This is a genomic window from Paraburkholderia sp. Ac-20342 (genome assembly GCF_017104985.1).
Lineage (GTDB): Bacteria > Pseudomonadota > Gammaproteobacteria > Burkholderiales > Burkholderiaceae > Paraburkholderia.
In genome coordinates, this window is the sequence record NZ_JAAGPQ010000061.1 from 15,620 (window position 1) to 31,081 (window position 15,462).

Annotated in this window: 9 protein-coding genes; 2 read left to right on the top strand and 7 right to left on the bottom strand. The window is 64.0% G+C overall.

Annotated features, from left to right (window positions below):
* Positions 1 to 77: 77 nt before the first annotated feature.
* Entirely contained in the window at positions 78 to 4,007 is a 3,930-nt protein-coding gene (putA, locus tag G3N58_RS22775; RefSeq protein WP_167049036.1) for a trifunctional transcriptional regulator/proline dehydrogenase/L-glutamate gamma-semialdehyde dehydrogenase, read from the bottom strand.
* 164 nt (positions 4,008 to 4,171) lie between these two features.
* Here putA and G3N58_RS22780 point away from each other — a divergent pair, with 164 nt between their 5' ends.
* Positions 4,172 to 4,504 (top strand): hypothetical protein, encoded by a 333-nt coding sequence (locus G3N58_RS22780; protein WP_206000296.1) that lies wholly within the window; start codon positions 4,172 to 4,174, stop codon positions 4,502 to 4,504.
* Positions 4,505 to 4,807: 303 nt separating this feature from the next.
* Here the strand turns inward: G3N58_RS22780 and G3N58_RS22785 are convergent, their stop codons facing one another.
* Positions 4,808 to 7,045, bottom strand: a complete 2,238-nt coding sequence (locus tag G3N58_RS22785) for a primosomal protein N' (RefSeq protein ID WP_206000295.1) — start codon at positions 7,043 to 7,045, stop codon at positions 4,808 to 4,810.
* Between the two features lie 473 nt (positions 7,046 to 7,518).
* Positions 7,519 to 8,619, bottom strand: a complete 1,101-nt coding sequence (gene hemE, locus G3N58_RS22790; RefSeq protein WP_206000289.1) for a uroporphyrinogen decarboxylase — start codon at positions 8,617 to 8,619, stop codon at positions 7,519 to 7,521.
* A 276-nt stretch (positions 8,620 to 8,895) separates the two neighbouring features.
* Here hemE and G3N58_RS22795 point away from each other — a divergent pair, with 276 nt between their 5' ends.
* On the top strand, positions 8,896 to 9,684 hold the full coding sequence (locus G3N58_RS22795; protein ID WP_167049040.1) for a transporter substrate-binding domain-containing protein: 789 nt from the start codon (positions 8,896 to 8,898) through the stop codon (positions 9,682 to 9,684).
* An 840-nt stretch (positions 9,685 to 10,524) separates the two neighbouring features.
* Here the strand turns inward: G3N58_RS22795 and G3N58_RS22800 are convergent.
* The 4 genes from G3N58_RS22800 to atpG all read right to left on the bottom strand — a co-directional run bounded on the left by G3N58_RS22800 (position 10,525) and on the right by atpG (position 15,441).
* Positions 10,525 to 12,255, bottom strand: coding sequence for an AMP-binding protein (locus G3N58_RS22800; RefSeq protein WP_167049041.1), 1,731 nt, complete (start codon positions 12,253 to 12,255; stop codon positions 10,525 to 10,527).
* Between the two features lie 228 nt (positions 12,256 to 12,483).
* The gene (locus G3N58_RS22805; protein ID WP_007180027.1) at positions 12,484 to 12,909 is read right to left on the bottom strand and encodes a F0F1 ATP synthase subunit epsilon; all 426 of its coding nucleotides are present in this window, start codon (positions 12,907 to 12,909) and stop codon (positions 12,484 to 12,486) included.
* A 153-nt stretch (positions 12,910 to 13,062) separates the two neighbouring features.
* Entirely contained in the window at positions 13,063 to 14,457 is a 1,395-nt protein-coding gene (gene atpD, locus G3N58_RS22810) for a F0F1 ATP synthase subunit beta (RefSeq protein ID WP_167049043.1), read from the bottom strand.
* A gap of 99 nt (positions 14,458 to 14,556) precedes the next feature.
* Complete coding sequence (gene atpG, locus G3N58_RS22815; protein WP_167049045.1) at positions 14,557 to 15,441, bottom strand: F0F1 ATP synthase subunit gamma; 885 nt, start codon at positions 15,439 to 15,441, stop codon at positions 14,557 to 14,559.
* Between the last annotated feature and the right edge of the window lie 21 nt (positions 15,442 to 15,462).

A 15,462-nucleotide genomic window follows, 5' to 3' on the forward strand; every position in this document is an offset into this window, starting at 1 on the left:
TTGATACCAGGTGTGGATGAAGCGGTTTCGGGGTCGCCGTGCCGCTTCGTTCTATTGAAGAAATCGCCGAGGTTCGCTCAACCGATCGTCATCAAATTCGCATTGCCGCCCGCCGCCGCGGTGTTCACGCTGACCGAGCGCTCGGTGAGCAGACGCTCGAGCGCGTAGTCTTCGTCGCCGCTCGCGAGCGCACGGGCTGCGACGCCCTGCACCGAAACGATCGGCCCCGCGCGTTTCGCAACTTCCTTCACGAGCGCGAGCAGCTCGTCGCTGTCGCCCTCGAACAGCACCGCGTCGAACGACGCATCGGCGTTCTTCTTCACGCTTGCATGCGCCTTCAGCGATGCAGGCAGCTGCGCCACTAATTGTTCACCTGCCGCGCCTTCAAACAAGGCTCGATTTCCCGTAGCCAGCGCCGCCGCCAACTGCACGCGCGCGCCGCTCGCGGTCGACGCGATGCACAGCACCGTGCCGCGCGGGCCCAGCGTGTACGTATTGCGCTCGCCGGTCGGCCCGGAGAGCACCGCGGTCGCGCCCGCCGGCACATGCGACAGATAACCGTCGCAGCGCGCGGCAAGCTGCGGTTCGCGCTCGGCGATCAACCAGTCGCGCAGCACGGTCAGTGCCGCGGCAGGATTGTCGCCGTTTTCCGCCGTTCGCGGTACTTCCGCGACGAGCGCCTGCGCGAGCGACTTCGGCAGACCGGCCGGGCGCGTCGCCAGCAGACGCTGCAGATACAGCGCGCCGCCCGCCTTCGGCCCCGTGCCCGACAGGCCTTCGCCGCCGAACGGCTGGACGCCCACCACCGCGCCGATCACGTTGCGGTTCACGTAGATGTTGCCGACGTGCGCGCGGCCGATCACATGGGCGATCGTCTCGTCGATCCGCGTATGGATGCCGAGCGTCAGGCCGTAGCCGGTCGCGCGGATCTGTTCGAGCAGCTTGTCGAGCTGGCTGCGGCGATAGCGCACGACGTGCAGCACCGGGCCGAACACTTCGCGCTTCAGCTCGTCGATGCTGTCGAGCTCGATCAGCGTCGGCGGCACGAACGTTCCTTGCGCCGTGCTCTCGGGCAACGGCAACTGCTCGACCTTGCGGCCCTTGTCGCGCATCGCCGCGACGTGCGCGTCGATGCCGCGCTTCGCGTCGAGGTCGATCACCGGGCCGACGTCGATCGACAGGCGATCCGGATTGCCCACCGCCAGCTCGCGCATCGCGCCCGTTAGCATTTCGAGCGTGCGCTCCGCGACGTCTTCCTGCAGACAAAGAACGCGCAGCGCCGAACACCGTTGACCGGCGGAGTCGAACGACGACTGCAGCACGTCCGCGACCACCTGCTCGGCGAGCGCCGACGAATCGACGATCATCGCGTTCTGGCCGCCCGTTTCGGCGATCAGCGGAATCGGCTTGCCGTCCGGGTCGAGGCGGCCCGACAACGTCCTGTTGATGAGGCGCGCGACTTCGGTCGAGCCCGTGAACATCACGGCGCGCGTGCGCGGATCGGCCACCAGCGCGGCACCGACCGTCTCGCCGTCGCCCGGCAGCAGTTGCACCGCACCCGCCGGCACGCCGGCTTCGCGCAGGATGCGCACCGCCTGCGCGGCGATCAGCGGCGTCTGTTCGGCCGGCTTCGCGAGTACCGTGTTGCCGGCCGCGAGCGCGGCAGCCACCTGGCCCATGAAGATCGCGAGCGGGAAGTTCCACGGGCTGATGCAGACCACCGGACCGAGCGGGCGATGCGTATCGTTCGAGAACTCGCTGCGGATCTGCGTCGAGTAGTAGCGCAGGAAGTCGATCGCCTCGCGAATTTCCGCGACCGCGTTCGGCAGCGACTTGCCCGCTTCGCGCACCACGAGGCCCATCAGCGTGTGCATCTGCGCTTCGAGCAGATCGGCGGCCCGCGCGAGGCAGTCGGCGCGCGCTTCGACCGGCGTTGCCTGCCAGATCGGCGCGGCGGCGACCGCATGCGCGAGCGCGGCGCTCACGTGTTCGGCGCTCGCTTCGACGACCGTGCCGACGAGATCGCGCTGGTCGGCCGGGTTACGCACGTCGCGCGCGGTGCCGCCGGCGCCGTCGTTGTCTTCGAGCATCGGCGCGGCGCGCCACGGATGATGCGCGCTCGCGAGCAGCGCCGACGACAGCGACGCGAGCCGGTGCTCGTTCGACAGATCGAGGCCCATCGAATTGAAGCGCTCGGCGCCGTACAGGTTGCGCGGCAGCGGAATCTTCGCGTGCGGTGCGCCGAGCGGCGCGATCTTCGAGGCTTCCTCGACCGGATCGGCGATCAGGTCCTTGATCGCAACGCTTTCGTCGGCGATACGGTTCACGAACGACGTGTTCGCGCCGTTTTCGAGCAGACGGCGCACGAGGTACGCGAGCAGCGTCTCATGCGTGCCGACCGGCGCGTACACGCGGCACGGACGGTTCAGCTTGTCGCGGCCTGTGACCTCTTCGTAGAGCGGCTCGCCCATGCCGTGCAGGCACTGGAACTCGTACTGGCCAGGGTAGTAGTTGTTGCCGGCGAGGTAGTAGATCGCCGAGAGCGTGTGCGCGTTGTGCGTCGCGAACTGCGGATAGACCGCATCGGGCGCGCCCAGCAGCTTCTTCGCGCACGCAAGGTACGACACGTCGGTGTAGACCTTGCGCGTGTAGACCGGATAGCCTTCGAGGCCGTCCACCTGGGCGCGCTTGATTTCGGTGTCCCAGTACGCGCCCTTCACGAGCCGCACCATGATGCGGTGACGGCTGCGGCGCGCGAGATCGACCAGGTAGTCGATCACGAACGGGCAGCGCTTCTGGTACGCCTGCACCACGAAGCCGATGCCGTTCCAGCCGGCCAGTTCGGGATCGAAACACAGCGCTTCGAGCAGGTCGAGCGACAATTCGAGGCGGTCGGCCTCTTCGGCGTCGATGTTCAGGCCGATGTCGTAGCGGCGCGCGAGGATCGCGAGCGAGCGCACGCGCGGCAGCAGTTCGCCCATCGTGCGTTCCTGCTGCGAGCGCGAGTAGCGCGGATGCAGCGCCGAGAGCTTGATCGAGATGCCCGGGCCTTCGTAGATGCCGCGCCCGCCGGCCGCCTTGCCGATCGCGTGGATCGCCTGCTCGTACGACGCGTAGTATCGCTGCGCGTCGGCCTCGGTGGTGGCCGCCTCGCCGAGCATGTCGTACGAGTAGCGGAAACCGCGCGCTTCGTATTTGCGGCTGTTCGCGAGCGCTTCGGAGATGTTCTCGCCGGTCACGAACTGCTCGCCCATCAGGCGCATCGCCATGTCGACGCCCTTGCGGATCAGCGGCTCGCCGCCCTTGCCGATCAGACGCGTGAGCGCCGACGACAGGCTCGTCTCGCTATTGGTCGTCACGAGCTTGCCCGTGAGCATGAGGCCCCAGGTCGCCGCGTTGACGAACAGCGACGGCGCCTGGCCGACGTGTGATTTCCAGTCGCCCTTGCTGATCTTGTCGCGGATCAGCGCATCGCGCGTCGCGCGGTCGGGGATGCGCAGCAGCGCTTCGGCGAGACACATCAGCGCCACGCCTTCCTGGCTCGACAGCGAGAATTCGTGGATCAGCCCTTCGACGCCGCCGCCCTTGCTCTTCGAGCGCAGCGTTTCGACCAGCTTGCCAGCCAGCGCCTGCACGTCGCCCGCGAGATTGGCCGGCAGACGCGCCTGGCCAAGCAGGAACGGCACGCACTCCGGCTCGGGGCGGCGATACGCGGCCGTGATCGCCGCGCGCAGCACCGATTGCGGTTGCACGTTCTGCGCGAAATCGAGGAACGGATGCGATGCGCCGTCTTCCTCGCTCTCGACCGCGGAGCCGTCGGCGAGATCGGCCGAGCCTGTCGCGCCCGACAGTTCGGCGGGCAGCTGACCGTGCTCGATTTTTTCGAGATAGGCGAAGATTGCCTGTTTGATCAACCAGTGCGGGGTGCGTTCGAGACGGGTCGCGGCATCTTTGAGCCGGGAACGCAGGAGGTCGTCGACCTTAACGCCAAGGGTGGTGCTAGCCATGTTTCCTTCTTCAGTACCAGGTGCGAGCCCGGCAAAAGACTAAATGTTCGGCGAATCGTACGCCTCCCAATAAAAAGGTGCAACCAACCCTCGATTGCGGTTGCACCCTTCTCTAAGCCTTATGCGGCTTGAGTTTCCGACCAAAGGGGCGAATTCGGGCCAGCGTGGTTGCGATCGGTATTTTCCCTGGCGTGATTCTTTTCGCAATTAGCCTTATCAAACGACTGCACGCGCCGATATATAGAGATACGGTGACGGGCGGCCCCAAACCTGCGGTTTGCGGGCACGCAAAGAAGACAAACGGGGCCTTCGAGGGCAGTGAGATGGAAAAGTGGTGGGTGATACTGGGCATCTGGGCGCTGTGTGCGACCTGTGCGGTGCTCTTCATTCGAGGCGCGACCGGGCGCCCGAACAGGCAGGAAGAGGATGAGAATCAGACACAGGCGGCCTCGCGCGCATCGGCGGGCAACACGACGCGGACCGCCTTGAACGATTGAGCATGCGGGCGCGACGGCCCACGCGAAGTGGCAAGAAAACGACGTCTTGCGGGGCGTCTGGATCGACGCGGCGCACGGCCATGCCGATTGCATCAGTTGTACGACAGGCACTTCGAACCGCGTGCCGACATTGCGCGGCGATCCGAGCGGGTCAGGCGGGCGGCACGCCCCGCCACCGGAAGCGCTCCCGCCCAAACCCGAGCTGACGACGACGAATCCCGGAATGCGCAGTTCGAGCGCCTCCCGGCTCTCCACATGACGGCAACTCGCCGGTGCGACGCCGCAGCGATCCAGCCGCGAGCGTCAGATGTCGAGCGGATCGACTTCGAGATTCCAGCGCAGCACACCCTTGAGCCCGCGTAGCAGCGGTTGCCACGCACGCAGCGTCGCCTGCAGCGCGGCGCGCGAAGCGCTCTCGATCAGCAGTTGCGCGCGATGCACGTGCATGACCTTGACGATCGTGAGCGGCACCGCATCGTAGACGGTCACCCGCTCGGCGGCGGGGATGTGGACAAGTTCGGCGGCGGCCTGCTGCAGGAACGCGAGCGCGGCCTCGAGCGTGCGCCCTTCGGCGCGCAGCAGCGCCTGGTAGACGAACGGCGGCAGGTGAGCATCGCGCCGTTCGGCGAGCGTCGAGTTGGCAAAACCGACGTAATCGTGACGGCCCAGCGCGTGATACAGCGCGTGACGCGGATAACGCGTCTGCACGAGCACTTCGCCCGGCAAGCCGGCGCGGCCCGCGCGCCCGCTCACCTGCATCAGCTGCGCGAACAGGCGCTCGCTCGCGCGGAAGTCGTGGGAAAAAAGCGCGGTATCGGCATTCAGCACGCCGACCAGCGAGACGCGCTGAAAATCGTGCCCCTTCGCGATCATCTGCGTGCCGACCAGAATGTCGACCTCGCCCGCGTGAACGTCCGAGAACAGCGCCTGCGCGCTGCCTTTGCGGCGCGTGCTGTCGGCGTCGATACGCAGCACGCGGGCGCCCGGCACCGCGCTCGCGAGCGTTTCCTCGACGCGCTGCGTGCCGCGCCCGAGCGGCGCGATATCGACGTTGCCGCACTCCGGACACGAGCGCGGAATGCGCGCTTCCCAGCCGCAGTGGTGACAACGCAGCGCGCGCTCGGGCTTGTGCAGCACGACATAGGCGCTGCAACGCGGACAACCGGCGACCCAGCCGCACGCGTCGCACGCGAGCTGCGGCGCGTAGCCGCGGCGGTTCAGGAACACGAGGCTTTGCTCGCCGCGCTCGAGGCGCGTCTTCAGCGCCGCGATCAGCGGTCCCGACAGGCCTTCGACCGAGGCACGCCCGCGCCGGCGCTCGTCTTCGAGATCGATGAGCCGCACGGTCGGCAGCACGGCATCGGCGACCGCGCGGCGCGACAGCGTGAGCCGCTTGTAGCGCCCCTGGTCGGCCTGCCACCAGCTTTCGAGCGACGGCGTCGCCGAGCCGAGCACGACCGGCACGCCGAGTTGCTTCGCGCGGTAGATCGCCAGATCGCGCGCCGAATAGCGCAAACCTTCCTGCTGCTTGTAGGCCGGATCGTGCTCCTCGTCGACGACGATGATCGCGAGCCGCGGCAGCGATGCGAGCACCGCGAGGCGCGTGCCGAGCACGATGCGCGCGCGGCCCGTGTGCGCGGCGAACCAGTTGCGGGCGCGCTCGCCCTCCGCGAGACCGCTGTGTAGCGTGACGATCGCCGTGCCGTCGAGCGCGGCGAAGCGCGCGCGGAAAGCCGCCTCGAACTGCGGCGTCAAGTTGATTTCCGGCACGAGCACGAGCGCCTGAGCGTCGGGCTTCGCGGCCAGAATTTCAGCAAGCGCGCGCAGATACACCTCGGTCTTACCGCTGCCGGTCACGCCGTGCAGCAGGAACGGCGCGAAGCCGTCCGCATCGCGGATCGCTTCGACGGCGGCGGCCTGCTCGTCCGTCAGCGTGGGAAGCGGGGGCGCGGACACGTCCGGCGCTGGGGCGGCCGCCGGCACCGCCGCGGCTTCGATCACGTCGAGCGCGACCCAACCGGCCGCCAGCCAGCTCTCCAGCGTGGCCAGCGCCTTGGGATGGAGCGCGCGAGCGTCGGCGGCAAGCAGGAAGTCGGTTTCGGCAAGCGCCTGCGCGAGCTTTCGCAGCGCCGTCGCGCGGGCCGGCAAGGCATCGGGCAAGACCGCGCGACCCTCGGGCATCAGCCGATAGCGCTCTTCCGGCGCGAACAGCCGCGACCAGCGTGACGCATCGCGCAAAGCCTGCGGCAGCGCGGGCAATGCGACTTCGCCAAGACCGCGCTGGTAGTAATCCGCGGCGAACGCGGCGAGCCCCAGCCATTGCGCCGAGACTGGCGGACAGGCGGCGCAGACTTTATCCACAGCCTTGAGACGCTCGGCCGGAACGTCGCTGTGAGCGGTCACTTCGCAGACAAGCCCCACCACATGGCGCTTGCCGAACGGCACGCTAACGAGCGTGCCTGGCACGGCCGCTTCCGGCGTGTCGCAGCGATAGTCGAACAGAGTCGGCAGCGGATGGTCGAGCGCGACGCGGACGAACATGTCGCTCACGCGGTGCAGGGAAGCCGAAAACATTGCACGGACGCAAGCCACACCACAGAGTCAATTGGACGCGAAGCGAGGCCGTCGAAGTTAAAGTAAAACTTCAATTTCGCCGCTAAGTTTTGGATTCGGCTGAATAATTGCACTCGACTCGCTGCCCTGTGGATAACTTTGTTAAGAACTTCACTCCGATGGGCCGGAAATGGCGTCGCGACGGCCTTCTGTGGGGTTGCGCACATTTTGCCGGATTCCCCGCAAACCCTTACCAGACAAGGCTTAGATCAAATGCGCCGGCAAATTGCAAGGGGTGGGGCACGATTAAAGCCTCTACCGCGCCGCAGCGTGACGAATGTGCATAAGTCAAGTCTTGACAATCACAAGACCGCCATCTGACGGCCTCTGCGCCGCACATTCGTCCTTAGGCCGAGAGCCCACTTCGCTGCACCGCAACAAAATCAGCGTCGATGACGGCATTACGCCGGCGTATGCGCACCGCTTCGAATCGCGCGGCTATGGCGATGCACTTCGTCGACCAGCTCGGCGACGTGCTCCGGCGGCGTGAACTGCGAAATGCCGTGGCCGAGATTGAAAACGTGCCCCGGATGATTGCCGAAGCTGTCGAGCACCGCGCGCGCTTCCCTACGAATCGCGGAAGGCGGCGCAAACAGCACGGACGGGTCGATATTGCCCTGAAGCGCGACCTCGCCGCCGACGCGCTCGCGCGCCTTGCCGAGGTTGACGGTCCAGTCGAGGCCGACCGCGTCGACGCCGCTTGCGGCGATGTCTTCGAGCCACAGGCCACCGCCCTTCGTGAACGCGATCACGGGAATCTTCTCGCCGTCATGCTCGCGCTTGAGCTGGCTCACCACCTGTTCGATGTAATGCAGCGAAAACCGCTGATAAATGCTGTCTGCGAGCACGCCGCCCCACGTGTCGAAAATCATCACGGCCTGTGCGCCGGCTTCGATCTGCGCGTTCAGGTATGCCGCAACCGAGCGCGCGTTGACGTCGAGAATCCGGTGCAGCAGATCGGGACGCGCGTAGAGCATCGACTTGACGGTGCGGAAATCCGCCGAGCCGCCGCCTTCGACCATGTAGCACGCGAGCGTCCACGGGCTGCCGGAGAAGCCGATCAGCGGCACGCGCTGACGGCCTTGCGCATCGTTGAGCGCCACGCGGATTTCGCGCACGGCGTCGGTCACGTAGCGCAGCGTCGCATCGATGTCCGGCACGGCAAGCCGTGCGACATCGTCTTCGGTGCGCACCGGGTGGGCAAATTTCGGCCCCTCGCCGTTGACGAACTCGAGACCCAGCCCCATCGCGTCGGGCACGGTCAGGATGTCGGAAAACAGGATGGCGGCGTCGAGCGGATAGCGGTCGAGCGGCTGCAGCGTGACTTCCGTCGCATAGGCCGGGCTCTTCGCGAGCCCGAGGAAACTGCCCGCGCGGCCGCGCGTGGCGTTGTATTCGGGCAGATAGCGGCCCGCCTGGCGCATCAGCCAGATCGGCGTGTAGTCGGTTGGCTGGCGCAGCAGCGCGCGCAGGAAAGTGTCGTTCAGAAGTTGATGGGCCACGTTGCGTACGACCAGAAAGCTGAAGGCAAGGCGGCATTTTACCGGACCCGGCTCGCCGCATTACGCGTGATCGGACCAATAACTGTTGCGCTCGCGGCTCATAAAGCCCGCTCTTTGGGGTTGCGGCCGTGGCAAAGGCGCGCGTGGCGGGCGATTCGCGGCAGGCTGTCATTGTCGGCCCGGCTGGACCTGGCTGAACGGCCGATGTTCAAGCTCGCGTTGGCGGGCTACTATCCGTCAGCCTTACCAGCCAATTACACACGACAAGGAGACTCGATGAACAAGGCAGCTCTCGCAATGCTCGGCGCGCTCGCCGGCGTCTTGATGCAGGTGGGCGTGGCCAGCGCGCAGACCGCCACCGCGCCTTCCCGGCTCGACGACATCATGAGCCGCGGCACGCTGCGCGCCTGTACGACCGGCGACTACAAGCCGTACTCGTTCTACAAGGGGGATGGGCAGTTCGAAGGCATCGACATCGACATGGCGGAGTCGCTCGCCAGGTCGCTCGGCGTGAAGGTAGAGTTCGTCAAGACGTCGTGGTCGAACCTGATGACCGACTTCGTCGCGAAATGCGATATCGGTATCGGTGGCGTTTCGCCGACGCTCGAGCGGCAAAAGCATGCGTTTTTCACGCAGGCGTACATGATCGACGGCAAGACGCCGATCGTCCGCTGCGACGACGTCAACAAATACCAGACCGTCGCGCAGATCGACCAGCCGGCCACGCGGGTGATCGTCAATCCAGGCGGCACGAACGAGAAGTTCGCAAAGCAATACTTTCCGCATGCGAACGTGACCGTTTATCCGGACAACGTGACGATCTTCAAGCAGATCCTCGCAGGAAAAGCCGACGTGATGGTGACCGATGCCTCGGAGACGCTGTTGCAGCAGAAGCTGAATCCGGGTCTGTGCTCGGTGCACCCCGACAAGCCGTTCCAGTACGGCGAGAAGGCGTGGCTGCTGCCGCGCGGCGACGTGGCGTTCCAACAGTATGTCGACCAGTGGCTGCATCTCGCGCGTGCAACGGGCGAATATCAGGCTATTTCGGATAAGTGGCTGAAGTAAGGCCGCCATTTACCCGTGTTTTTGTGTGTGCTGTTTCGGGCCGCCTGTCGTGAACTGCTCTTGCTCGGGCAGGCAGCCAGTCTCATAAGACGGTTTCGTTTCGCAAGGAGACGATCGTGTAACGAGCCACGACGTTTCTGAGCGTATCCAAGCCATGGCCGCAGCGTCACAAGATGCTCAATCCGCCCCTGTTTTCTACGCGAGGAATCGGAAATAAAAGTTTTGCGACGCAGCACGTACCGTGCATTTCACCAGATGAATTTTCCGGGGCGGACCAAGCTCTTGTAATACGGGGAACTCGCCGTGCAAAAGATGCATATGCAACTACTTCATGCGCAATCGACCGAATAGTTTATGCGGCGATATGCGTCGCGAATGGCATCAATCATGCGTATGAAATTGCGCGGCAGTCATCGGTAAATACTACGTTTGAAACGATTTATTTTGGCAATAAATCCCGCAGCGCCTTATCTGGCGGGCGTTACAACCTGAAACACTTTGTTACCGCGCTCATAAGTTAATTCGCCCACAATGCCCCCAACGGTTTCAACACGGATGTGGCTGGGTGCGTGGTGTGAGCGGATACGATGCACTTGCCGGTCGGCTTTGCCGAAGCCCTGTGAAGGGGCATCCCTGTTGGGGCCGTAATCGGCACAGGGTCGCCGTGATAGCCGGTCCCATCTTTGGTCTCCTCGCGCTAACCCCGTAGCGTGTGGTTTTTAGCGGGCTCCAGGCCCGCTTTTTTTTCGTCTTCCCAAACGTTTGCGCGAGACGAAACCTCTCACGCAACCCGCGTTTCCTTCCCTATTCGAATCCTGTATCACGAGTGCTCGTGAGGCATCACGCGGTCTTGTCTACGCTCAGCTTCAATTCGCCGATCATCCGCTCACGCATGATGAATTTTTGTACCTTGCCGGTTACGGTCATCGGCAATTCGTCGACGAAGCGGATATATCGCGGCACCTTGTAGTGCGCAATCTGCCCCTGGCAGAACTGCTGGATCTCTTCGGCGGTCGCATGTTCGCCCGCGCGCAGCACGACCCACGCGCAAACCTCTTCGCCATACTTCGCGTCGGGCACGCCAAACACCTGCACGCTCTGAATCTTCGGGTGGCGAAACAGAAACTCCTCAATCTCGCGCGGATAGATGTTTTCTCCGCCGCGAATCAGCATGTCCTTCAGGCGGCCGACGATGTTGCAGTAGCCCTCGCTATCGAGCGTCGCCAGATCGCCGGTATGCATCCAGCCGTCGACAATGCTCTCGCGCGTCTTCGCCTCATCGCCCCAATAACCGAGCATCACCGAGTAGCCGCGCGTGCAGAGCTCGCCGGTCTCGCCGACCGGCACGACATTGCCGAGCGGATCGATGATTTTCACTTCCAGATGCGGCTGGATACGGCCGACCGTCGTAGTGCGCTTGTCGAGCGGATCGGTCGTCGAGCTCTGGAACGACACCGGGCTCGTTTCCGTCATGCCGTAGGCGATGGTGATCTCGGCCAAGTGCATCTTCGAGACGACCTTCTTCATCGTTTCGATCGGGCATGGCGAACCCGCCATGATGCCGGTACGCAGGCGCGAGAAGTCGTGGGATGCGAACGTCGGGTGATCGAGTTCGGCGATGAACATCGTCGGCACGCCATGCAGCGCGGTGCATTTTTCGTCCGCGGCCGCGGACAGCGTCGCGGCCGGGTCGAAGCCTTCGCCCGGAAACACCATGTTCGTGCCCACCGAGACGCACGCGAGCACCGCCAGCACCATCCCGAAGCAGTGATAGAGCGGCACGGGAATGCACAAGCCGTCGTGTTCGCTCAACCGCATCGCCATCGCGATATAGCGTGCGTTGTTGACCACGTTGCTATGCGTCAGCGTCGCGCCCTTCGGGTTGCCGGTCGTGCCGCTCGTGAACTGGATGTTGATCGGTTCGTGACACGACAGCGTGGCGCCGATCGCATCGAGCCTGGCCGTGTCGAGCGTCGCGCGCCCCCGCTCGATCAGCTCGGAAAAGCTCAGCATGCCCGGCGTTTCCGTGTCGCCCATGCGGATCACGTAGCGCAACTCCGGCAGCCGCGCGGCGTGGAGTTCGCCCGGTGCCTGCGTTGCCAGTTCGGGAGCCAGTTCCTGCAGCATCTCGAGATACATCGATGCCTTGAAGCGCTCGGCGGCAATAATCGCCTTGCAGCCGACCTTGTTCAGCGCGTATTCGAGTTCGGCGAGCCGGTAAGCCGGATTGATATTGACGAGGATCGCGCCGATGCGCGCCGTCGCGAACTGCGTCAGCAGCCACTCGACGCGATTCGGCGACCAGATACCGACGCGATCGCCCTTCGCGATACCGAGCGCGAGCAGCCCTGACGCTAGCACATCCACCTCGTCCGCGAACGCCTTCCACGTCCAGCGGATGCCCTGCTCGCGAAACACCACGGCTGGCCGATCGGGAAAGCGAGCCGCCGTTTCTCGCAGAAACTCGCCGACGGTCGCTTCGCTCAACGGAATTTCAGTCGACCCGCGCACATACGACAGTCCGTCCCTGGGTTCGATGAGCGCACCTTCGCCCGACATATGCGTTGCCATGGTGTTGTCTCCGTGAGCGAAAGCTCGCTCGACTGAAATACATTTGAAATCGATTGTGCCATCGGCGTAGGGCCGACCGGCATCAAGTCTTACCCGCAGCGCATTACGCGAACGGCAATCGCCGGCTTTTTCTTTCTCTCAACTACGCGGACTTTTTACCTTTACGTAAACGTCAATTTAATGCCGAAAAAAAGCAGCCGCGAAGGCTGCTCTTTTCTACCGCGTGTCTTAGTGCTGACCGCGCAGCTTGCGCAGACGCTGGATAGCCGCGAGCTGAGCCGTCGCATACGCGAGTTCCGCCTGCGCGGTTGCGTATTCGAGGTTCGAACCCGTGTTCTGCAGCGCCTCTTCCGCGCGCTTGCGTGCGTCTTCGGCCTTGGCCTCGTCGAGATCCTTGCCGCGGATTGCCGTGTCGGCGAGAACCGTCACAGCGCCCGGCTGGATTTCGAGGATGCCGCCGGCGACGAACACAAACTCTTCTTCGCCGTTTTCAGCTTCGATACGCACCGCACCCGGACGAATCCGCGTGATGAGCGGCGTGTGGCCCGGCAGAATGCCGAGTTCACCCGCTTCGCCCGGCAGCGCGACGAACTTCGCCTGGCCCGAGAAGATCTGCTCTTCCGCGCTGACGACGTCTACTTTAATGGTTGCCATAAGTGTCGACTCCTGTCGACGAAAGTAAGCACTTTGGTGCGCTCACTTTCGTCTCATGCAAGGCTGGGTTAAGCGTAGTGAAGGCGAGATAAGTCAGTAGTGACTTATTCAGTCGGTACGACTTTGCTGCGCCCGCTTCGTTACACCCGACCTTTACTGGATCTTCTTGGCCTTTTCGAAGGCTTCGTCGATCGTGCCGACCATGTAGAACGCCTGCTCCGGCAGATGGTCGCACTCGCCTTCGACGATCATCTTGAAGCCACGGATCGTTTCCTTCAGCGGCACGTACTTGCCCGGCGAGCCCGTGAACACTTCAGCGACGTGGAACGGCTGCGACAGGAAACGCTGGATCTTACGAGCGCGCGCAACGGCGAGCTTGTCTTCCGGCGCGAGTTCGTCCATGCCCAGAATCGCGATGATGTCGCGCAGTTCCTTGTAACGCTGCAGCGTTTGCTGCACGCCGCGCGTGATCGAGTAGTGCTCTTCGCCGATCACGTTCGGGTCGATCTGGCGCGAGGTCGAATCGAGCGGGTCCACTGCGGGGTAGATACCGAGCGAAGCGATGTCACGCGACAGCACGACGGTTGCGTCCAGGTGGCCGAAGGTCGTAGCCGGCGACGGGTCGGTCAAGTCGTCCGCAGGGACGTACACGGCCTGCACCGAGGTGATCGAGCCGGTCTTGGTCGACGTAATACGCTCTTGCAGCTTACCCATTTCTTCAGCCAGCGTCGGCTGATAGCCCACCGCCGACGGCATACGGCCGAGCAGTGCCGACACTTCGGTACCGGCCAGCGTGAAACGGTAGATGTTGTCGACGAAGAACAGCACGTCGAGGCCTTCGTCACGGAAGTGCTCGGCCATCGTCAGGCCGGTCAGCGCGACGCGCAGACGGTTGCCCGGCGGCTCGTTCATCTGGCCGTACACGAGCGCGACCTTGTCGAGAACGTTCGAGTCCTTCATTTCATGATAGAAGTCGTTCCCTTCGCGGGTCCGCTCGCCCACACCGGCGAACACGGAGTAACCGCCGTGCTCCTTCGCGATGTTGTTGATCAGTTCCATCATGTTCACGGTCTTGCCCACGCCGGCGCCACCGAACAGACCCACCTTGCCGCCCTTCGCGAACGGGCAGATCAGGTCGATCACCTTGATGCCGGTTTCGAGCAGTTCCGTCGACGGCGACAGTTCGTCGAACGCCGGCGCCTTCTGGTGGATCGAGCGCATGTTTTCGCTCGCGATCGGACCGGCTTCGTCGATCGGACGGCCCAGCACGTCCATGATGCGGCCGAGGGTCGGCTTGCCGACCGGCACGCTGATCGGGTTACCGGTGTTCTTCACGATCGTGCCGCGGCGCAGACCGTCCGAAGCACCCAGACAGATGGTGCGGACCACGCCGTCGCCCAGCTGCTGCTGGACTTCGAGCGTCAGTTCCGAACCTTCGAGAATGAGCGCGTCGTAAATCTTCGGCATGGTTTCACGCGGAAATTCCACGTCGATCACCGCGCCGATGCACTGTACGATCTTGCCTTCTACCAAAGCAGTAGTACTCATCGCTTTTCCTTTAGATACTCAATTCTTCACTCGCGCAAAGGCGCAGTTTCGATGGGTGCGCCACTACGGGCGCACATGAGCGGCTGCCGACCGTTACGGTCAGACCGCCGCCGCACCACCGACGATTTCCGACAGTTCTTTCGTGATCGCGGCCTGACGGCTCTTGTTGTACACGAGTTGCAGTTCGTTGATGACCGTCTTCGCGTTGTCCGAAGCGGCCTTCATCGCCACCATCCGGGCCGATTGCTCCGATGCCATGTTTTCCGCGACGGCCTGATAGACCAGCGCTTCGACATAACGCACCAGCAGCTCGTCCACCACGGCCTGTGCATCCGGCTCGTAGATGTAGTCCCACTGCGTGCGCGGCGTCGTGCCGTCTTCTTCCGTGCGCTCGAACTGCTCCGCCGACAGCGGCAGCAGCTGCTCGATCACCGGCTCCTGCTTCATCGTGTTGACGAAGCGCGTGTACGCGAGGTACACCGCCGAAATCTTGCCTTCCGAGAACAGGTCGAGCTGCACCTTGACTGCGCCGATCAGCTTTTCCAGATGCGGCGTATCGCCCAGATGCACGACGTTCGACACGACCTTGGCGCGCAAACGGTTCAGGAAACCGAGCCCCTTGCTGCCGATCGCGGTTGCTTCGATCGTCTTGCCCTGGCCTTCCAGTTCCTTGAACTTCTGCACCGACGCGCGCAGCACGTTGGTGTTCATCCCACCGCACAGACCCTTATCGGTCGTGACGAGGATGATGCCGGCCGCCTTCGCGCCGTCGTTCGACACCATGAACGGGTGACGATACTCCGGGTTCGCACGGCTCATGTGCGCAGCGATGTCGCGGACCTTGTCGGCATACGGGCGAGCAGCGCGCATGCGCTCCTGAGCGCGGCGCATCTTCGATGCGGCCACCATCTCCATCGCTTTCGTGATCTTGCGCGTGTTTTGCACGCTCTTGATCTTGCCGCGAATTTCCTTCATTCCAGCCATTGCTTGCTCCTTTGTCGGCCC